This is a genomic window from Microbispora sp. H13382, assembly GCF_014161445.1.
Classification (GTDB): Bacteria; Actinomycetota; Actinomycetes; order Streptosporangiales; family Streptosporangiaceae; genus Microbispora.
Window position 1 is genome coordinate 62007 of sequence record NZ_JABBXA010000001.1, and the last position, 20593, is coordinate 82599.

The following is a 20593-nucleotide window of genomic DNA, read 5'->3' on the forward strand; positions in this document are numbered from 1 at the left end:
CGCCCGCCGCATCTCCCGGCGTGCGAAAGGGAAAAACGCCGCGCGTAATACGGCGCGAATTACGACGCCCGGGGCGGCAATCCAGGAGATGCGGGGCGGTCGGCGCCGCCGGATGCTGGGACGGTGCGTCCGTGGCTCCCCCGTGGCCTGCCCGTGGCCGGCCGGAAGACGACCGGCACCGTCCACTCGACCGATAAGGACCGGAGATGAACGATCACAAGGCGCTGATCCTGGACGAGGTCCGCAAGTATCACCAGGATGTCCAGACCGGCGGTGAATTCGTGCCCGGGGTGACCGAGATCTGGCCGACCGGCGCGGTGCACGACGTCGAGGACCGCGTGGCCCTGGTCGAGGCGGCGCTGGACCTGCGGGTGGCCGCCGGTCAGCGGGCGCGTAAGTTCGAGTCCGCGTTCGCCCGCAAGATGAAGCGGCGCAAGGCGTTCCTCACCACCTCCGGGTCCTCCGCGAACCTGCTGGCGGTCTCCGCGCTGACCTCGCAGCGGCTGCAGGACATGCGGCTGCGGCCGGGCGACGAGGTGATCACGGTCGCCGCGGCCTTCCCGACGACGGTCAACCCCATCCTGCAGAACGGCCTGGTGCCGGTCTTCGTGGACGTCGAGCTCGGCACGTACAACCCGACGGTCGAGGCGGTGGAGCGGGCGATCGGCCCGAAGACCAAGGCCATCATGATCGCGCACACCGTGGGCAACCCGTTCGACGTCGTGGACATGGCCCGGCTCGCGACCGAGCACGACCTCTTCCTCATCGAGGACAACTGCGACGCCGTCGGCGCCCTGTACGACGGCGAGCCCACCGGCACCTTCGGCGATCTCGCGACGGTGAGCTTCTATCCGGCCCACCACATGACGATGGGCGAGGGCGGCTGCGTCCTCACCTCGAACCTGGTGCTGGCCCGGATCGTCGAGTCGCTGCGCGACTGGGGCCGCGACTGCTGGTGCGAGCCCGGCGAGAGCAACACCTGCCTCAAGCGGTTCGACTACCAGATGGGCACGCTCCCGAAGGGCTACGACCACAAGTACATCTACTCGCACGTCGGCTACAACCTGAAGGCGACGGAGCTGCAGGCGGCGCTCGGCCTCAGCCAGCTCGACAAGCTCGACGACTTCTGCGCGACGCGGCGGCGCAACTGGCGGCGGCTGCGCGAGGGCCTGGACGGCGTGCCGCACCTGCTGCTCCCCGAGGCGACCCCGCGCAGCGACCCCAGCTGGTACGGCTTCGTCATCACGGTCGACCCGCAGGCGCCGTTCGGGGCGGGCGAGCTCGTGGACTTCCTGGAGAACCGCAAGATCGGCACACGCCGGCTGTTCGCGGGCAACCTGATCAGGCACCCGGCCTACGCCGACCAGCCGTACCGCGTCGTCGGCGAGCTGACCAACACCGACATCATCACCACCCAGACCTTCCACGTCGGGGTGTATCCGGGCCTGACCGACGAGATGATCGACTACGTCGTCTCGTCCATCACCGAATTCGTGCGGGCACGTGGATGACCGCCCGGCCGCGCTGCCGGTTGCGCACGAGACGATCCGCGTTCCGAGGGGGACCGAGATGCGCGTACCGCTCACTTTCCGGCCGGTTCACGAGCGGGTGCTCCGGCACGCGCTGACCCGGCCGGACGACGTCGCGATCGCCCGGGGCGGCCACGGCGTCGGTTACGCCGAGCTGGCGCGGCAGGCGGCCGCGGTCGTCGCGGCGCTGACCGCGGGCGGCGCGGCGGGCCGGCCGGTGGCCGTGCGGATGGACCCCGGCCCGCGTCAGGCCGCCGCCGTGCTCGGGGTGCTGAGCGCGGGAGCCCACCTGCTCTGCCTGGACCCCGGCGCGGCCGGACAGCGCGGCGCCGCCGTGCTGGAGGACCTGCGCCCCGCGTGGCTGCTGCTCGACGGTGTCTCCGGCGACGCGGCAAGAGCTGACGCGGCGGGGGGTGACGCGGCGAGAGGTGACGCGGCGGGGGGTGAATCGGCAGAGCGCGACGAGCTCGCCGATTGGTACCGCCGCACCCTGGGCGGGACGATCCTGGACGTCGCCGGCCTGCTCGGACCGGCGCAGGCCCCCGCGCCGCCCCCCGCCGTCTCGTCCGCCGCGTCCGGCGCGGGCCCGGACGACCTCATGTACGTCGCCTACACCTCCGGATCGACCGGCAGGCCCAAGGGCATCCCGCAGACCCACCGGGGCTTCGCGCAGTTCGTGACCTGGTTCGCCCGGGAGTTCCGGATCGGGCCCGGCTCCCGGGTGGCCCAGTGGGCGGCGCCGGGATACGACGCGAGCCTCGTGGAGATGTTCGCCCCGCTCGTCGCGGGCGCGACGCTCTGCCCCGTGCCGCCGAAGATCAGAGCGCACCCCGAGCGCCTCGCCGACTGGCTCGCCGCCGAGCGCGTCACGCACCTGCAGACCGTGCCCAGCTTCGCCCGCCGCCTGCTCGAGGCGATCACGGGCCTCGGACCGGAGGGGCGCCCGCCCGCGCTGGTCCACCTCCTGCTGGCGGGCGAGCCGCTCACCGCCGAGCTGGCCGGCGGCCTGCGCGCCGCCCTGCCCGCGACCCGGCTGGTCAACCTGTACGGCCCGACCGAGTCGATCCTCGCCACCTGGCACGAGGTGACGGAGCCGGCCGAGGGCCGCGTGCCGATCGGCCGGCCCATCCCCGGGCGCGTGGTGCTGGTGCTGGACGAGCTGGACCGCCACTGCCCGCCCGGCGTCACCGGCGAGCTCGTCATCCGCAGCCCCTACCTCACCCCCGGGTACGCCGGCGCGGCGGCGGGGGAGCGGTCCGCCTTCCGCCCGCCGCGCGGGTCCGCCCGCCGGGGCCGGTACTACCGCACGGGCGACCGGGGCCGGTGGACGGCGGACGGCGTGCTGGAGTTCGAGGGACGCCGCGACTTCCAGGTGAAGTTCAACGGCATCCGGCTGGAGCTCGGCGACGTCGAGGCTGCCCTGAACGCGCACGAGAGCGTGGCCGAGTGCGCCGTCGTCGCCGTGCCGGGCGCGCACCGCCAGGTCGCCAGCCTGGCGGCCTACGTCGTCCCGCGCGCTCCGGCCGCCGCCGAGGCTACGCCGGCCGCCTGGCGCGCCGCGCTGCGCCGCTGGTTCGGCAAAGCCATGCCGCCCGTGACCTTCACCGTCGTGGGCCACCTGCCGCGCACCGCCGGTGGCAAGGTGGACCGGGACCGGCTGCGGCGCGAACGCGAGAACCGGCAGGCGGCCCAGGCGCGGCCGAAGGGGATGATCGCGTGAAGGCCCTGGTGCTGTCCGGCGGGTCGGGCACCCGGCTGCGGCCGTTCAGCTACTCCATGCCCAAACAGCTCATCCCCATCGCGAACCGGCCGGTGCTGGAGCACGTGCTGGGCAACATCCGCGACTGCGGCGTCACGGAGGTCGGGCTCGTCGTCGGTCACTGGAGCTCGGAGATCGCGCGCGTGATCGGCGACGGCGGCCGCCTCGGCGTGCGCGTCACCTACATCCCGCAGCACGAGCCGCTCGGGCTGGCCCACGCCGTACGGCTGGCGCGGCCGTTCCTGGGGGACGACGACTTCGTCATGTACCTCGGGGACAACATGCTCCCGGACGGGATCGCCGGCATCGCCCGGGACTTCCGCGCCGGGCGGCCGGCCGCCCAGGTGGTGGTGCACCGCGTGCCGGACCCCCGCGAGTTCGGCGTCGTCGAGCTCGACGAGGCGGGCGCGGTGCGCCGGCTGGTGGAAAAGCCCGCGCACCCCCTCAGCGACCTGGCCCTCGTCGGCGTCTACTTCTTCACCGCCGCGATCCACGAGGCGGTCGAGGCCATCCCGCCCGGCCGCCGGGGCGAGCTGGAGATCACCGACGCGATCCAGTGGATGCTGGCGCGGGGCGCGGCGGTGAAGGCCACCGAGTATCGCGGCTACTGGAAGGACACCGGCAAGGCCGAGGACGTCCTGGAGTGCAACCGCCGCCTGCTCGGCGAGCTCGGCGAACAGGTCCTGGTCGCCCCCGGCGCCCGCGTGGTGCGCTCCGTCGTCACCGGGCCGGCGATCATCGGCCCCGGCACGCTGGTGGAGGACTGCCATCTCGGCCCGCACGTCTCCGTCGGGGCGGGCTGCGTGCTGCGCGGCACCCGGCTGGCCGACTCCATCGTGCTGGACGGGGCGTCGATCTCCGACGTCCCCGGCCTGTACGGCTCCATCATCGGGCGCGGCGCCGTGATCGGCCCCACCCGGCCCGGCGCGGCGCGGCACCGCCTACTGGTCGGCGACCACACCCGGGTGGAGATCTCCGCCTGAACCGCCCGAGCAGCTTGAGCCGCTTGAGCCGCCCGAGCCGCTGAGCTGCTTGAGCCGCCCGAGCCGCTTGAGCCGCCGGTCCGCATCACTGACCGCCGAGGACGGGCCCGGGAAACGGAACGAGGAGGACTCCGCGGAGTCCTCCTCGTCGCCGGTGCCGCGCGCGGATCAGGCCGCCGCGCCGATCGGGGTGTTCTGGTAGGCGGTGATCAGCCACGTGCCGTCCTGCTTGGCCAGCACCCAGGTGGCCCGGATGGCCCGCTCCGGCGCGACCTCGGTCTCACCGGGAGCCAGGACGCCGCCCCGCGTGACCAGCACGGCCGCGTCGGCGCCGATGAACTTGACCGAGATCGGCTCGCCGGTCACCCGGGTCCCCTTGTACGGCCCGGCGTAGGCCGCCTTGAAGAATTCGCGGATCGCCTCGCGTCCGCTGACGAAGACGTCACCGGGGAGGATCATGGTGGCGTCCTCCGTGCAGGCCGCGGCGAAGGCGTCGGCGTCGTTGCCGGCCCAGGCGGCGACGATGCGCCCGGGCACCTCGCGGAGGGCCGCGATCTCGTCGTTGATCGTCGAAGTTGCGCTCATGCTCGTTGTTCCTTCGCTGGACGGCTGGAACTCACCTCCCCATCGTCGTGACCGGGCCGCTGACCACGCATCTCTGCGCGTGCGCTCCCGTACGGCGTCAGGCGCCGGGGGGCGGCGGCGGGCAGCCGAGGGCCGCGAGTTCGGCACGGCCCTCGCCGGCGTGCCCGGGGAGCAGCAGCAGGGTGCAGGCGCGCTCGAACCGGGCGCCGACGCGCTCCCACCCCCGCACGGACGCCTCCAGCGCGGCGAGGTCGCCGTGCAGCCGCCCGGTCGCGCGGGCGAGGCAGGCGGCGGCCCAGTCGTTCTCGTTGCCCTCGGCGGCGGCCGCGATCCGCCGCGCGGCGTCGGGCAGCCCGGCGGCGACGGCGAGCTCCGCCCCGGCGGCCCGCGCGTACGTCTGGTACCGCCCCTGCGGGAAGTCCGTGAAGACGAGGTCCACGAGCGCGGCCGCGTCGCCGTACCGCGCGAGGTGGACGGCGATGCGCGCGTCGACGAACGTCGCGAACGACGCGTGGTTGCGGGCCCGGCCCGCGACCTGGGTGGCACGCGCGCGCCAGAAGCGGAACCCGTGCTCGTCGCCGTGCAGTCCGTGTGCGAGCGCGATCGCGGCGACCGCGGGGGACAGCCAGCCGGCGGTGGGGCTGCCGGCCCGCTCCCAGCCGTCCCACACGGCCGGCGCGTGGCGCAGGGCCTCCTCGAACTCCCCGGTGAGCACCAGAGGCAGGATCAGGTTGAGCGCGGACAGATAGGAGTGGTGGCCCAGGAGGTCGTCGTCCAGGGCGGCGCGCGCCGTCAGCAGCGCGGTGTGCAGGTTGCCGGTGGCCACGGCGTACGTCGAGGCCATGGTGAAGGTGTCGACGATCTCCGGGGCCGCCCGGGGGGCGTCCCTGGGCATCGTGGCGAGCAGGGCGAAGCGCTCCCGGGTGACCCGGTGCGCCTCCCGCAGCCGCCCGGCCGTGGTCTCCGCGGCGCACACCGCGTCGAGCGCGGCGCTGACGAGCACGGGGTCGCCCGTGGTGCGGGCCGCCGCGACCGCCGTCCGCGCGAGCGCGGCGTCCGGGTTCATCTTCTCCGGGCCGGCGTTCCAGGCCGCCGCGGCGGCGAGCGCCGCAGCGACCACGGGGTCGCCGGAGTCGCCGGCGCGCACCGCCTCGTCGAGCAGGCCGCACAGGCGTTCGTACGGGACCTCCTCGGCGAAGCCGGCCGAGAACCGGTTGGCCGTGACGACGGCGGAGGCGAGGGCGATCGCCCTGCCGTCGCCGTCGTCCCCCTCGCGGGCCCGCTCCGCGGCGGCGAGCAGCAGGTCGAAGGCCCGGTCGCCGGAGGGAGCGATGGCGTGCGCGCCGTCGGCGGCGCTGCGCAGGTCGCGGGCCGCCTCCGCGGGGGAGGGCGCCCGGCGCGCGGCCTCCGTGTAGTGGCGCAGCGACTCGGTGAGGAACCGCCGCGCGTAGGTGAGATGGCCCAGCGCCCGGGCCAGGCGATGCGGCCGCTCGCCCGGGCCGGGCGGCGCCGCGGCGAGCGCCGCGCGCAGGTCGTCGGCCACGGCGTCGAAGCCGTCGCGCCATCCGCCGTCCCGCCACTCGCTGGGAAGCCGGCTCTCCAGATCCGCGGCGACCGCCGTCGCCCACGTCAGGTGCCGCTCCCGTATCTCGGGCTCCTCGCCGCTGCCGGACAGCCTGTCGGCGGCGAAGGCGCGCACGGTCCGCAGCAGCCGCCACCGGCTCGGCCGGCCCCGCAGGTGCACCACGAGGCTCTTGTCGACCAGCCGTCCGAGGACGTCGGCGACCTCGCTCGTGTCGCCGCCGGGCGTCACCGCGACGGCGGCGTCGAGGCCGAAGCCGCCGGCGAACACGGCGAGCCGCCGGAACAGCGCCCGTTCGTCCTCGCCGAGCAGGTCGTGGCTCCAGCCGATGACCGTGCGCAGCGACCGGTGCCGCTCGTCGGGCCCGCGACCGCCGACCAGCAGCCGCAGGACGTCGCCGAGGGCCGTCAGCAGGCCGTCGGCGCCCAGCGAGGCGCTGCGCGCGGCGGCGAGCTCGATGGCGAGCGGCATGCCGTCCAGCCGGGCGCACAGCTCCGCGACCAGGGCGGGATCGGCGGTGAAGTCGGGGTCGGCCGCGACGGCCCGCTCGTGGAACAGCCGTTCGGCCTCGGGCGCCGGCGGCAGCGGGGCGACCGGGATCGTGCGTTCGCCCGGGACCCCCAGCCGGGCCCGGCTCGTCACCAGGATCCGGGTGCCGGGGCACAGATCGAGCACCCGCACCGCGAACGCGGCGACCTCGTCGAGAAGGTGCTCGCAGTTGTCGAGCACCAGCAGCGACCGGTCCCGGCCGAGACGCTCGGTCACCGCGTCGTCGAGCGGCTGGCGGGGCCGTTCCGTCACGTCCAGCGCGGTGGCCACCGCCTGCGCGACGAAGCCCTCGCTCACCGGCACCAGGTCGACGAACGCGCCGCCGGAGGCGAACGAGGCGGCGGCCGCCCCGGCCACCACCATCGCCAGCCGGGTCTTGCCGACCCCGCCGGGTCCGAGCAGGGTCACCAGCCGCGCGGTCTCGAACGCCGCGAGCACCGCCTCGCGCTCCCGCTCACGCCCGACGAACGAGGTCCGGGCCGCCGGCAGGCCTGCCAGCCGGGCGGGCGGCCCTTCCGGTGCCGCGTGCCCCCCGGTTCCGTGCCCGCCTGCTCCGTGCTGCTCGGTTCCGTGTCGCTCGGCTCTGTGCTGCTCGGCTCTGTGCCCCCCGATACCGTGCCGCTCGGCTCCGGATCCCTCCGCTCGGTGCCCCTCAGCTTTGTGCCGCTCGGCGGCGGCCCGCTCGGCGGCGGCCCGCTCGGCGGCGGCCCGCTCGGCCGCGGCCTGCTCGAAGACGGCCGCGAGGGCGCGCCGGTCGGCGACGCCGTATTTGCGCAGCAACGACGACACGTGGCTTTCCACCGTGCGCACCGAGATCTGCAGCCGCCGTGCGATCTGGGCGTTCGACAGATGGGCACCGAGCGCCTCGAGCACCTCGGCCTCGCGTGCGGACACCTCACCGCGCCCCGTCGACGTCACCGCAACATCTTCACCCATTCGCCCGGGTCCGTGGCGCGTCCGTGGTGAATCCGTGGTCACCACGGATGCCCCGGAGCCCGTCCGCGGGAGATCCTGATCCGGAGCCAGGAGTAGGGGCGCACGGCGGACCAGCAGCCCGACCGCGCCGTCGACACGCGAGACGAGGGAAGGTTTTCCGAGATGAGCCAGCACGTCCAGCGGCAGGCGTACCAGGCCCGGCAGGCCGGGCCCGGCGACGGACCGGCCGTGGCGCGCGACCTGCGCCGCGACTTCGCCGGCGCCGTGCACCTCCCCGGCGACGCCGCCTACGACGCGCTCAGGGAGGCGCCGTACTCGAGCATCGACCCGCGGCCGGCGCTGATCGCCGAGGCGACGAGCCCCGCGGACGTGCGGGCCGCGATCGTGGCGGCGCGCGATTCCGGCCTGCCCTTCGCGGTCCAGGCCACCGGGCACGGCACGCAGGTCGCGTGCGACGGCGGCCTGCTGCTCAGGACGGGCGCGATGGGCTCGGTGCTGGTCGACCCGGCCCAGCGGATCGCCCGCGTCGGCCCCGGCGTCATGTGGCAGGAGGTGACCGCGGCGGCCGAGCCGTTCGGCCTGGCGCCGCTGGCGGGCCCGGTCCCGTCGGTCGGCGTGACCGGCTACACGCTCGGCGGCGGTTTCGGCTGGCTCGCCCGCAAGTACGGCTTCGCCGCGGACAGCGTGGTCCGCGCCGAGGTCGTCACGGCGGAGGGCCACATCGTCGCGGTCGGCCCCGACCGGCACCCCGACCTGTTCTGGGCCCTGCGCGGCGGCGGCGGCAACTTCGGCGTCGTGACCTCGCTGGAGTTCCGGCTCCACCCGGTCGCCCGCGTCCACGCGGGCACCGCGTTCTTCGCCGCCGACCGGGCCGCGGAGACGCTCGCGTTCTACCGCGACTGGATCGCCGGCGCGCCCGACGAGCTGAGCACCGCGATCCTGATCACCCGGATGCCGCACGAGCCGGGCCTGCCCCCGCAGCTGCGCGGCAGGCGGGTGATCGGCATCCAGGCCATGTACGCGGGCGAGGCGGACGAGGCCCGCCGGTTCCTGCGGCCCCTGTGGGCGGCGGCGGGACCGGCACTGCTCGACACCATGCGGACGACGCCGTTCGGGCACGCCATGATGGGCGGCACCGCGCCCATGCACGTGGAACTGCTCCCCACGCTGCCCGACCCCGTGATCGAGACGCTGGTGCGGGCGGGCGAGCGGCCGGGCTCGCCGGTCACGACCGTCGAGATCCGCCACTGGGGCGGCGCCATCGCCGCGGCCGGGCCGGACGCCGGGCCGGTGGCCCACCGCTCGGTACCGCTGTCGGTCGTCATCGACGCGCACGTCCCCGAGATCGAGCGGGCGCTGCGGCCGCACGTGAACGGCGGGACCTTCCTGAACTTCCTGCACGACCCCGCCAGGACCGAGGCGGCCTACACCCCGGACGACTGGCGGCGCCTGCGCGAGGTGAAGCGGGCCTACGACCCGGACAACTTCTTCCACGTCAACCTCAACGTGCCCCCGGCCGGCTGACCACCCGCCGGCTCCGGCCCCCGATGAGCACCGTGACCTCGGCCGACGGCACCCCCATCGCGTTCGACCGCGTGGGTGGGGGGCCGCCGGTCGTTCTCGTCGGCGGCGCGCTCCGCCACCGGGCGTGTGATCCGGTCGCGGAGCGGCTGGCCGCGATCCTCGCCCCGTCCTTCACGGTGATCAGGTACGACCGCCGCGGCCGGGGCGGCAGCGGGGACACCGCGCCGTACGCCGTGGCCCGCGAGATCGAGGACATCGAGGCCCTCGTCGCCGAGGCCGGCGGCGCGGCGGCGGTGTGCGGGTTCTCCTCCGGCGCCGTCCTCGCCCTCGACGCGGCCCGCCGCCTGCCCGGCATCACGCGCCTGGCCGTCGTCGAGCCGCCGTTCGTCGTCGACGACAGCCGTCCCCCGCTGCCGCAGGACTACCTCCCGAGGCTCGCCGCGCTGCTGGCCGCCGGCCGGCGGGGGGACGCGGTCGAGTTCTTCCTGACGCGGGCGGCGGACGTGCCCGCCGAGCGCGTCGCCCTGCACCGGCGATCCCCGGCGTGGCCCGTGTTCGAGGCCGCCGCGCACACCCTCGTCTACGACGGCGCCGTGATGGGCGCGACCATGTCCGGCGCGCCGCTGCCGGCCCACCGCTGGGCCTGCGTCACGGCGCCCGTGCTCGTGACCGGCCGGGCCGGGGGTCCGGCGTTCCTGCGGGGCGCCGCGCGAGCGCTCGCCGGCGTCCTGCCGTGCGCCCGGCTGCGGCTCCTCGCGGGTGCCGCCGGCAGGCGGGACCACCCCGAGACGGTTCCCCCGGGCGGCCGGGATCACCATGGCGATGCGCGCTCTGCCGGTGGCCGGGATCACCATGGTGAGGCGCGCTCTGCCGGTGGCCGGGATCACCATGACGAGGCGGACTTCGTGTGCGGTGGGGGGCACCACGCGGAGACGGCCGCCGCGCTCGCGCCGGTGCTGAGCCACTTCCTCGCCGCCTCCTGAACCCGCCGCCGCGTACCCCTTGAACGCCGCTGTGAACGCCGCCGTGAACGCCGCCGGGACGGCCGCGTCACGGCCGTCCCGGGGGGTCGCTCCTCGTCGTCAGCTCCTGGTCGTCATCGGCTCCTGGTCGTCATCCCTCCTCGTCGTCACAGCTCGACGCGCACGCCGTACATCCGGACCCAGGTGTTGAACTCGATCAGCCTCTCGATGACCGCGCGGGCGCTCCACGGCCCGCCCATGGCGTACGTGCCGACGGGCGCGTCGAGCAGCATGCGCACCTCGGACTCCGACACCAGGTCGAGCACCGGGCCGCCCTCGGCGAGGATCTCCTCCATCCGCTCACGCAGCGCCACCTCGTACTTCTCGTCCTGCGTGGAGGGGTAGGGGTTCTTCTTCCGGTCCAGCACCGAGTCGGGCAGCACCCCGCGCATGGCGGCGCGCAGCAGGCTCTTCTCCCGGCCGTCGAAGTTCTTCATCGCCCAGGGCGTGTTGTAGACGTACTCGACCAGCCGGTGGTCGGTGAACGGAACGCGGACCTCCAGGCTCGCGGCCATGCTGACCCGGTCCTTGCGGTCGAGCAGGAAACGCTCCCACCGGGTGAGGTTGAGGAAGGTCAGCTCCCGCATCCGCGCCTCCAGGCCGGTCTCGCCGGGCAGCCGCGGCACGTCCTCCAGCGCCTCGGTGTAGCGCCGCTTGACGTACTCGCCGAGCCCCAGCCGGTCCCAGAGGCCGACGGCGCGCAGCGCGCCGATCCCGCCGGCCTTCTCGAAGGGGTGGTGCCAGGGGAAGGTGTCGGACTCGACGGCCTCGCGGTCGTGGAACCAGGTGTAGCCGCCGAACAGCTCGTCGGCCGCCTCCCCCGACAGGGCCACCGTCATGCGCTCCTTCAGCGCCCGGCACAGGACCAGCAGGGAATACTCCATGTCGCCGGTGGACACCGGCAGGTCCTGGGCCCGCAGGACGGCCTCGCGCACCTCGGGGTCGAGGATCTGCGCGTTCTCCAGCTCGACGATGATGTGCTCGGCCCCCACGTGCTCGGCGACCTCGATCGCGAACGGCGTGTCCGGGTCCTCCCACTGGACGTTCGACCGGAACCGCGTCTCGTGCCCCTGGAAGTCGACCGAGAACGCCTTGAGCGGCCCGGCCCCCTTGCGGGCGAGCACGCGGGCGGCGAGCGCGGTGATGGCGCTGGAGTCGAGGCCGCCGGACAGCAGCGTGCCGACGGTGACGTCGGCGACCATCTGCCGCTCCACGATCTCCTCCAGCAACCGGCGCACGGTGACGATCGTCGTGGCCAGGTCGTCGGTGTGCTCGCGGGCCTCCAGCCGCCAGTAGCACTCCTCGGACGCGCTGTCGCGGGAGAAACGCATCACGGTGGCCGGACGGACCTCGTACATGCCGCGGAACACCGCGTGGCCCGGAGTCTTGACGATGCTGAAGATCTCCCGCAGCCCGTCGGCGTCCACGACGGCCTCCGCCTCGGGGTGGGCGAGGATCGTCTTCGGCTCCGACCCGAACAGCAGGCCGTCGGGCGTCGGGTAGTAGTAGAGCGGCTTGACCCCCATCCGGTCGCGGACCAGCAGCAGCTCCTCGGTGCGGGGGTCCCAGATGCCCAGGGCGAAGATGCCGTCGAGCCGCTCGGCGAAGGCCGGGCCCCACTGCAGGTACGCGCGGAGCACCACCTCGGAGTCGCTCGACGTGCGGAACTCCTGGCCCAGCGCCTCGAGCTCGGCGCGCAGCTCCCGGTAGTTGTAGACCTCGCCGTTGTACGTCATGACCGGCAGGGCGTCGTCGCCGGCCGCCATCGGCTGCCGCCCGCCCTCCAGGTCGATGATCGACAGCCTGCGGTGCCCGAGGGCGGCGCGGGGAGAGGTCCACACGCCTCCCGCGTCCGGTCCCCGGTATTCCAGGGTGGCGGTCATGGCGGAGATCGTCTCCGTCTGCCCGGTCAGATCGCTCGCGTAACTCACCCAGCCGGCGATGCCGCACATATCAGGGGTTTCCTCTCTAGGGTCGGTTCAGCTCAGGGGGAGGGCTTCGACGAAGTCCCGGGCGCCGTGCAGCCACGAGACCTTGTCGTGCAGTTCGTCGTCGGACAGCGCGGTCAGCATCCGGTTCCTGGCGAGCGCGCCGTGGCCGGCCGGGTGGTACAGCACGCGGCCCATCTCACGGGCGACGATCTGCGCCGCCGCGGTGCGCGCCCGCCGCAGGGCGTTGTACTTCTCGAAGCGCTGGGGGAACTCGTCGGCGCCGCAGTCGAGCAGCTCGCCGAGCAGGACCGCGTCCTCCAGGGCCATGCAGGCGCCCTGCGCGGCGTACTGCAGCATGGGGTGCGCCGCGTCGCCGAGCAGCACCACCCGGCCGTCGGTCCAGTCGTCCACGGGGTCGCGGTCGCACAGCACCCACTCCCTCCACTCCTCGCCGAGCCGCAGGAGGCGCGCGGCGGTGTCGCCGAGCCCGGGGAACTCGCCGAGGACGCGTTCGCGGGGGACGGGCCGGCCCGTCACCACGTGCCGCGCGCCGTCGTCGCGGGTGGCCGCCAGGTTGAGGAACCTGCCGCCGCCGATGGGGTAGTGGACGAAGTGCCAGCCGGGGCCGGCCCACAGCGTGACCGTGTTCCACCGCAGGTCCTCGGGCACCCGGTCCATGGGGATGACCGACCGGTAGATCGTGTGCCCGGACACCCGCGGGTCGCCGTCGCCGACGAGGCGGGCGCGCACCGCCGAGCGGATGCCGTCGGCCCCGATCAGCGCGCCGCCCCGCACCCGCTCGCCGCTCGCGAGGACCGCGCTGACGCCGTCCGCGTCCTGCTCGTAGCCGACGACGTGACCGCCGCCGCGCAGCTCGATCCAGGCCGACTCGCGGCAGGCCGCCAGCAGCGGGCCGTAGAGGTCCATCCGCTGCACCACGGCGTACGGGTTGCCGAACCGGGCGCGGTAGCGCTCGGTGAGCGGCATGCCGGCCACGCGCTCGCCGGTCGTGCCGTCCATGAAGCGCAGCTCCTCGATGTACACGGCGAGGGCGCGGACCTCGTCGCCGACGCCGAGCCGGTCGAGCGCGCGGAAGCCGTTGGGGGCGATCTGGATGCCGGCCCCCATCTCGGTGAACTCCTCGCGCCGTTCCAGGACCACGGCCCGGTGCCCCTGGCCGGCGACGGCGATGGCCGCGGCGAGGCCGCCGACGCCGCCACCGGCGATCAGTACGGTCGTCATCTCCTGCCCCTCACTGCTGGACTGTTCTCACTGGTGGTCCGGCCTCACTGGTGGACCGGCAGCCGGTCGAGCACCGCGACGATGGCGTCGCGGAGGATCGACACGCCGTTCTCGGTGAGGACCGACTCGGCGTGGAACTGCATCGAGCCGAAGCCGGGGCCGCGCAGCGCGTGCACCTCTCCGGTGCGCGGGTCGCGGCAGACCTCGACGGGCGCGGCCAGCCCGGGGATCTCGACGACGTCGGCGTCGGCCCTGGCGGCGAACGCGTTGTAGAAACCGACCCTGACCCGGCGGCCGAACAGGTCGATCTCGCGCTGGACGCCCTGGTTCGGCACGGGCCTGCGCACCAGCGGCAGCCCGAGCGCCGTGCTGAGCACCTGGTGGCTCAGGCACACCGCGACGAAAGGACGCTGTTCCCGCAGCAGCCGTCGTACGGCCTCGCGCAGATGGGCGATCTTGGGATGGGCGGTGTCGCGGGGGTCGCCCGGGCCGGGTCCGAGGACCACCAGGTCGTGGCCGTCCAGCGGGTACGGCTCGTCGAACCGCCGTACGGTCACGTGCAGGCCGAGCGACCGGAGCTGGTGGGCGATCATCGAGGTGAAGTTGTCCTCGGCGTCCACGACGAGGACCCGCCGGCCGATCAGGCCGGGCGTCCACTGGACCCGGTCCTCGTCCTCCCGCAGCCAGAAGCCGGCGATCGTGTCGTTGCGGGAGTCGAGCGCCCGGCGCACGTCGGGGTGGTCGGCGAAGCGCGCCGGCGGCTCCATGCAGAGCACGTCGAGCAGTCCGGCGGCCTTGGCCCGCGTCTCGGCCGCCTCCGACAGCGGGTCCGAGTGACGCACCAGGGTGGCGCCCACCGCGATCCGCACCCGGCCCTCGCTGTCGATGTCCGCCGTGCGGATGAGGATGGAGGAGTCGAGCGCGCGGCCGCCGTCGGCGTCCCTGCCGATGAGCGCGACGACGCCGCTGTAGTAGCCGCGTCCCTCCGGCTCGTATCGGCTGATCACCCGGCAGGCGCTCTCCAGCGGGCTCCCGGTGACGGTGGGCGCGAAGAGCGTCTCGCGCAGGATCTCGCGCACGTCGCGGGTGGTGTGTCCGTCGATGAAGTACTCGGTGTGCGCGAGCCTGGCCATCTCCTTCAGGTAGGGCCCGGACACACGCCCGCCGGTGTGGCAGATGCGCGCCATCATCTTGAGTTCCTCGTCGACCACCATGTAGAGCTCGTCGGCCTCCTTGCGGTCGGCGAGGAAGTCCATGAGCCCCGGCAGGGTCGGGCCGGACGCGGGGTAGCGGTAGGTGCCGCTGATCGGGTTCATCGTCGCGACGCCGCCGGACAGGCTGACGTGCCGTTCCGGGGAGGCGCCGACGAACGTGCGGTCGCCGGTGTGGATGACGAAGGTCCAGTACGTCCCTGCCTCGCGTTCCACCAGCCGGCGGAAGAACGTCAGCGCGCTCCGCACGGAGTAGCCGGAGATCTCGGCGGTGAACGACCGCTTGATGACGAAGTTGGCGCCCTCGCCGTGGCCGATCTCCTCCTCGACGACCTTGCGGACCACGGCCGCGTACTCGTCGTCGTCCAGGTCGACCCGGCGGCCGCCGGCGACCACGGGCGCGTCGGGAATCCGCCGCAGCGCGTCGGCGAGCGGCAGCGTCCCCTGCTCGGCGATCGTCATCGCCAGCAGCGGCTCGTGGTCGTCCACCACCGTGAAGCCCCGCTCGGCGATCTGCCGGAAGGGGATGACGGCCAGCGTCTCGTGCCGGGCCTCCCCGCCGGGACCGTCGGGACCGTCGGGAAGCGGCAGCTCGTCGAGCGTCCCGACCGCGGACATATCGCCCACGAGGACGTCGAGCAGCCCCCGGCGGCCGGCCCCCGGGCGGTGCAGCAGCGCGAAGGCGGGAGGATCCGGGGAGAGCACCTTGTCGAGGAGTCGTTCGGCCGTCATCGCTGTCCCTCCGAACTCGAGGAAAGGCCCGGCACCGGGGCGAGGCCCGGCGTGGGGGAAAGGTCCGGCGCCGCGGACAGGTCCGCCAGCACCTGCTCGGTCGTGACGGTCACACCGCACCGCCGGGCGGCGTAGTCGAGCGTCATGCGGTGGTCGGCGGCGGTGAAGTCCGCGATGGCGTCGGCCACCAGGAAGGGCTGGATGTCGTTGGTGAAGGCGTCGACCGCGGTCATCAGGATGCCCACGTGGGCGTACACCCCGGCGAGGATCAGCTGGTCGCGGCCGCTCTCCCGCATCCGGCTCAGCAGCGTGGTCCTGTGGAAGGCGCTGTAGCGCCATTTGGTGAAGAGCCAGTCGCCGGGGGCGGGCGCCACCGCGGCGACGATGTCCCGGTGGGACGGCTCGGCCGTCATGCCGGGGCCCCAGAACTCCCTGAGCAGCCCCCGCTGCTCCTCCGTCATGTCTCCGGGCTGTCCGGTGTACGCCACGGGGATGCCGAGGCGGGCACACCGGTTCCGCAGCGCCGTCGCGTTGCCGACCAGGTCGACCACCGGAGGCCGGCCCGCGGGGAACGGCTCCAGGAAGAAGTTCTGCATGTCGTGCAGCAGCAGCACGGCCCGTCTCGAATCGACCGTCCAGGACGCCGTGTTCCCCGGCAGTTCTCCGGCCTCCGGCATGGAATACGGTGCGATCTGTGGAATTCCTGCCATCGAAATCCTCTTGTGTGCCGTGATTTGTGATCTCGTTATCAGGCGCCGAGGGTCGCGCCGCCGTCCACTGTCAGGTGTTGCAATGTGATGTGACCGGCTCTTTCCGAGAGCAGGAAGGCGACGGCCTCCGCGATGTCGGCCGGGCGCGCGATCTTTCTCAGCGGGATCCCGGTGCGATAGAGGTCCGGGGCGCCCTCGATGGAGGCCCGGTGACCGTCATCGTCGTGCCACAGCGAGGTGAGCATCGGAGTGTCGGTCGAGCCGGGCGCCACCACGTTGCAGCGGATGCCGTAGCGGGCGACCTCCAGGCCCAGGTTCTTGGTGAACATCGTCACCGCCGCCTTGGAGGCGCCGTAGGCGGACATTCCGATGCGGGCCGTGTGTGCCGCGTTCGAGGCGACGGTGACGACGGCGCCGGCCCGCCGCGGCACCATCCTGTTCACCACCGCACGTGAGACGTGGAAGACGCCGGTGACGTTGACCGCGAACGTCGCGGCCCAGTCGTCGTCCGACAGCGTCCTGGCCTCGCCCACGCGTAGCACGCCGGCGGCGTTGACCAGCCGGTCGATCGGGCCGAGCCGCCGCTCGACCTCGTCCACGACCGCCTCGACCTGTGGCGCGGAGGTGACGTCCGCGGTGAACGCGGCCGCCTCCAGCCCGTCGGCGACCAGCTTGCCGACGACGGTGCGCAGCGCGCCCGCGTCGCGGTCCACGGCCGCCACCGGCACGCCGTCCTCGGCGAGCACCCGGGCGACCTCGGCTCCGATGCCGCCGGCGGCGCCGGTGACCAGGGCGACCATCACGCGCTCCCGGCGGCGGTCGCGGCGGCGTTCGCCGAGGCGTCTCCTTCACGTGCACGACGTGAGTGAACGCGGGGGGCCGGCCGGTCCCACGTCGTCCCGCCCGTCGCGGAAAGGGGGCGGGGAAACCGCGAAATGTTTTTCATGGCAGAACTGTGCGGCCCGGCGTAAGTCGCCAACAAGGCGAATGAAAGGCAGCATGTTGCCCGCCGATAGCCGTTTCCTGCCAACACCGGCCCGCCTGGGAAAGAGCGGCCTGTGGTCCCCTCGCGACGGGCCCGGACCGTTCGCCGTGAATTGACTCAAGGTCAGAAGAATTGTCATCTCACGGGTTCCTCCCGGGCCGGGACGAGGGCTGGCAGGAAGCTGTACCACCCGGGCATCTTGCTGCCGCCGCCCTGTCTGGCCGGTGCCACGCAAACGCGCGAGATTGCCGATGCGGAGATCCGTACTCGCACCAAGGGAGAGGCATGATGACTTCGTCGTCGATTCGCCGCGTCACGATCATCGGCTGTGGTCTGATCGGCGCCTCTGCCGCGCTCGCGTTGCGCAAGGCGGGCGTCGAGGTCGCGCTGTCCGACCGCGACCCGCACGCGGTGGCCGTCGCCGAGCGGATGGGCGCGGGCGTCGCACTGACCCCCGGCGCTCCCGCGGCGGACGTGGTGGTCGTCGCCACGCCGCCGTCCACGGTGGCCGCCGTGCTGCGGGACGCCCAGGCCAGGGGGCTCGGCGCCGTCTACACCGACGTCGCCAGCACCAAGGCCCGCGTCGTCGCCGAGGCCGAGCGGGCGGGCTGCGACCTCACCGCGTACGTGCCGGGGCACCCGATGGCCGGCGCGGAGGCGTCGGGCCCCCTGGCCGCCCGGGCGGACCTGTTCGCCGGACGGCCGTGGACGCTCTGCCCGCTTCCCACGACGCCGCTGCGGCCGGTGCGCGTGGTGGCCGAACTGGTGGCGGCGTGCGGAGCGGAGCACCGGCTGCTGGCGCCGGACGTCCACGACCTGGCCGTCGCCGCGAGCTCGCACGCGCCGCACCTGGTCTCGGCGGCGCTGGCGGCGAGGTTCGCCGGCGCGGACGAGACCACGCTCTCCCTGGTGGGGCCGGGCCTGCGGGACGTCACGCGGGTCGCGGGTGGGGCCCCCGGCCTGTGGTGCGACATCCTCCGGCAGAACGCCGAGCCGGTCGCCGCCGTCCTGGAGGCGGTGGCGCGGGACCTGGCCGCCGCCGCGGCGGCGCTGCGCGACCCGGAGGGCGGGCAGTTGCTCGCCGACCTGCTCACGAAGGGCAACGACGGCCGCGCGCGCATCGTCGGCGGGGGCGCGGAGCACACGGCACCGGCCGGCGCCCTCGCGGCCTGAGCCGCGCCCCCGAGACGCCCCCGAGACGCCCCCGAGACGCCGCCGGCGCCTCGCGGCCTGACCGCGCTTCCTCCGAGAGCCCACCGGCGGCGATCGGTGGCGCCCCCGCCCCTGGACGGAGCCCGGGGCTGCGCAACCAGAAAGGTGTGCCGCCCGCGGGGCCGGTGCGACAGTCGAGGAGACCCAGCGGCGGCCACCGCACCGCACTGCACTGCACCGCACCGAGCTGCACCCACCGAGCTGCACCGCACCGAGGCTGCATCGCAGCGCACTGTGCCGCACGGAGCTGCACCGCAGCGCACTGTGCCGCGTCGCGGGCGCGGGCGTTCCGCCCGCCGCCATGTGCCGTGAGCTGGGACGCGAGGAGCGGCTTCAGCGCCGACGGCACGAGGAGGAAACGATGTTGACGACCGGGGTTCCGACACGGGAGGAACTGGTTCGGCGCGCGTCCGAACTGCTGCCGCTGCTGCGCGGCCACGCGGACTGGGCGGAGGAGAACCGGCGGATCCACGACGAGTCGATCGAGGCCCTGGCCGACGCCGGCGTCTTCAAGATGCGGGTGCCCGCCCGCTACGGCGGCTACGAGTGCGACACGCGGACCCTCCTCGAAGTGGCGGCCGAGCTCGGGCGGGCCGACGGCTCCACCGCCTGGACGGCGTCGGTCTACTGGATCCCGACCTGGATGACCTGCCTGTTCCCCGACGAGGTCCAGGACGAGGTGTTCTCGACGCCGGACGTGCGGGTGTGCGGCACGCTCAGCCCCACCGCCATGGCCGCCCCGGTGGACGGCGGCGTCGTGGTCAACGGCAAGTGGGGGTTCGTCAGCGGCGCCTGGCACAGCCACTGGCAGGAGATCGTGGCGATCCAGGTCGGCCCCGAGGGCGAGCCCATGCCGATCATGGCGCTGGTGCCGATGTCGGACCTGCAGATCGTGGACGACTGGCACACCTCCGGCCTGCGGGGCACCGGCAGCGTCACCACGGTCGCCCAGGACGTGTTCATCCCGGCCGAGCGGGTGCTTCCGCTGCCCGCGGTGCTCATGGGGCAGTACGCGTCGAAGCTGAACGCCGCCAGCCCCATCTACCGGACGCCGCTGCTGCCGGTCGCCTCCGCGTCCTCGGTCGGCACGGTGATCGGCCTGGCCCGGGCGGCCAGGGAGGCGTTCTTCGAGCGCCTGCCCAACCGCAAGATCACCTACACGCACTACGAGAGCCAGAGCGAGGCCCCGCTGACCCACCTGCAGGTGGCGGAGGCGTCGCTCAAGATCGACGAGGCGGAGTTCCACGCCCAGCGCCTGACCGGCCTGGTGGACGGCAAGGGCGTGACGGGCGAGCAGTGGACGCTGGAGGAGCGGGCCAGGGCGCGCGCCGACATGGGCGCGGTGTGCCGGCTGGGCAAGGAGGCCGCGGACGTCCTCGCCATGGCCAGCGGCGGTTCCTCCATTTACACCCAGGTGCCGATCCAGCGGATCGCCCGTGACATCACCGCGGTGAACCTGCACGCGCTGATGCACCCCAACACCAACACCGAGCTGTACGGCCGGGTGCTGTGCGGCCAGGAGCCCGGCACCTTCTACATCTAGACCACACCCCCTCCGCCGAAACGGTTCCGCGGCCCGACGACGTGCCGCGGAACCGTTTCGTATGTGTGCCCGGAGTCCTTCCGGCGTGCCCTGAGGGCGGGCGAAACGCCCGGGCAGACGGAAAAGCCGGAGGCGTGCGACACACGCCTCCGGCCACGATGCGCCGGCTCGGTCACGCGGCGGGCGAGACCGCCGCCTTCCCCGCGACCATGCGGACCAGCGCGTCGAGGTTCGGGTCCTCCTCGAAGACGTCGCCGACGTCGACGCTGACGCCGAGCTCCTCCTCGATGCGGGACACGAGGCGGACCGCGGCGATCGACTCGCCCTCCAGGTCGAAGAAGGTCGCGTCCTCACTTCCGTCCGGCACGTCGAGCACCTGCTTCCAGATCTCCGCGACCTTGGCCTCGATGACCGGGAGAACAAGCTCGCCGGGGTGATTGCCACTCATACGGTGTCCTCCCCAAACGTCCACGATGGCGCGCATGGCGTCCTGCTGCCTGCTGGCTGCCCTCACAGCATCGCAACCGCCGGGGGTCGCGGCACCTCCCAGAGTGCGAG

Annotated in this window: 15 protein-coding genes; 7 read left to right on the forward strand and 8 right to left on the reverse strand. The window is 73.8% G+C overall.

What is annotated here, in order from left to right; translation table 11 throughout:
• Positions 1–206 precede the first annotated feature (206 nt).
• From rfbH to HHX41_RS00260, 3 genes are read left to right on the forward strand one after another with little or no spacing between them, the layout of a single operon-like run.
• Positions 207–1511, forward strand: a complete 1305-nt coding sequence (rfbH, locus tag HHX41_RS00250) for a lipopolysaccharide biosynthesis protein RfbH (protein ID WP_182904350.1) — start codon at positions 207–209, stop codon at positions 1509–1511.
• A gap of 58 nt (positions 1512–1569) precedes the next feature.
• Positions 1570–3249, forward strand: coding sequence for an amino acid adenylation domain-containing protein (locus HHX41_RS00255; RefSeq protein ID WP_182904351.1), 1680 nt, complete (start codon positions 1570–1572; stop codon positions 3247–3249).
• Positions 3246–4271 carry a glucose-1-phosphate thymidylyltransferase gene (locus tag HHX41_RS00260; protein ID WP_169979419.1) on the forward strand — a complete coding sequence of 342 codons (1026 nt, stop codon included), beginning with the start codon at positions 3246–3248 and terminating at the stop codon, positions 4269–4271. The genes HHX41_RS00255 and HHX41_RS00260 overlap by 4 nt, the downstream gene beginning before the upstream one ends.
• Positions 4272–4439: 168 nt before the next feature.
• On the opposite strand, the gene HHX41_RS00265 is transcribed toward HHX41_RS00260, so the two are convergent.
• Complete coding sequence (locus HHX41_RS00265) at positions 4440–4856, reverse strand: SgcJ/EcaC family oxidoreductase (protein WP_169979417.1); 417 nt, start codon at positions 4854–4856, stop codon at positions 4440–4442.
• Between the two features lie 97 nt (positions 4857–4953).
• Positions 4954–7905: a LuxR C-terminal-related transcriptional regulator gene (locus tag HHX41_RS39550; RefSeq protein ID WP_220503608.1), complete on the reverse strand. Its 2952-nt coding sequence runs from the start codon at positions 7903–7905 to the stop codon at positions 4954–4956.
• Between the two features lie 180 nt (positions 7906–8085).
• On the opposite strand from HHX41_RS39550, the gene HHX41_RS00275 reads away from it, so the two are divergent.
• Together HHX41_RS00275 and HHX41_RS00280 are read left to right on the forward strand one after the other, a co-directional pair.
• A complete protein-coding gene (locus tag HHX41_RS00275) occupies positions 8086–9447 on the forward strand; it encodes an FAD-binding oxidoreductase (RefSeq protein WP_182904352.1) in 1362 nt (453 codons plus the stop codon).
• A 23-nt stretch (positions 9448–9470) separates the two neighbouring features.
• Positions 9471–10430, forward strand: a complete 960-nt coding sequence (locus HHX41_RS00280) for an alpha/beta fold hydrolase (protein ID WP_220503609.1) — start codon at positions 9471–9473, stop codon at positions 10428–10430.
• Between the two features lie 146 nt (positions 10431–10576).
• On the opposite strand, the gene asnB is transcribed toward HHX41_RS00280, so the two are convergent.
• From asnB to HHX41_RS00305, 5 genes are read right to left on the reverse strand one after another with little or no spacing between them, the layout of a single operon-like run.
• A complete protein-coding gene (gene asnB / locus HHX41_RS00285; RefSeq protein ID WP_182904354.1) occupies positions 10577–12421 on the reverse strand; it encodes an asparagine synthase (glutamine-hydrolyzing) in 1845 nt (614 codons plus the stop codon).
• 27 nt (positions 12422–12448) lie between these two features.
• Positions 12449–13642 (reverse strand): 3-hydroxybenzoate 6-monooxygenase, encoded by a 1194-nt coding sequence (locus HHX41_RS00290; RefSeq protein ID WP_182904355.1) that lies wholly within the window; start codon positions 13640–13642, stop codon positions 12449–12451.
• Between the two features lie 44 nt (positions 13643–13686).
• Positions 13687–15585, reverse strand: coding sequence for an anthranilate synthase family protein (locus tag HHX41_RS00295; protein ID WP_182904356.1), 1899 nt, complete (start codon positions 15583–15585; stop codon positions 13687–13689).
• On the reverse strand, positions 15582–16295 hold the full coding sequence (locus HHX41_RS00300; protein ID WP_169979404.1) for an isochorismatase family protein: 714 nt from the start codon (positions 16293–16295) through the stop codon (positions 15582–15584). The genes HHX41_RS00295 and HHX41_RS00300 overlap by 4 nt, the downstream gene beginning before the upstream one ends.
• A gap of 38 nt (positions 16296–16333) precedes the next feature.
• A complete protein-coding gene (locus tag HHX41_RS00305; RefSeq protein WP_169979402.1) occupies positions 16334–17095 on the reverse strand; it encodes a 2,3-dihydro-2,3-dihydroxybenzoate dehydrogenase in 762 nt (253 codons plus the stop codon).
• A gap of 317 nt (positions 17096–17412) precedes the next feature.
• Between HHX41_RS00305 and HHX41_RS00310 the strand changes: the two genes are divergently transcribed.
• Complete coding sequence (locus tag HHX41_RS00310) at positions 17413–18453, forward strand: prephenate dehydrogenase (RefSeq protein ID WP_396793808.1); 1041 nt, start codon at positions 17413–17415, stop codon at positions 18451–18453.
• 400 nt (positions 18454–18853) lie between these two features.
• The gene (locus HHX41_RS00315; RefSeq protein ID WP_169979398.1) at positions 18854–20035 is read left to right on the forward strand and encodes an acyl-CoA dehydrogenase family protein; all 1182 of its coding nucleotides are present in this window, start codon (positions 18854–18856) and stop codon (positions 20033–20035) included.
• Positions 20036–20207: 172 nt separating this feature from the next.
• Here the strand turns inward: HHX41_RS00315 and HHX41_RS00320 are convergent, their stop codons facing one another.
• The gene (locus HHX41_RS00320) at positions 20208–20483 is read right to left on the reverse strand and encodes an acyl carrier protein (RefSeq protein WP_169979396.1); all 276 of its coding nucleotides are present in this window, start codon (positions 20481–20483) and stop codon (positions 20208–20210) included.
• Positions 20484–20593 lie beyond the last annotated feature (110 nt).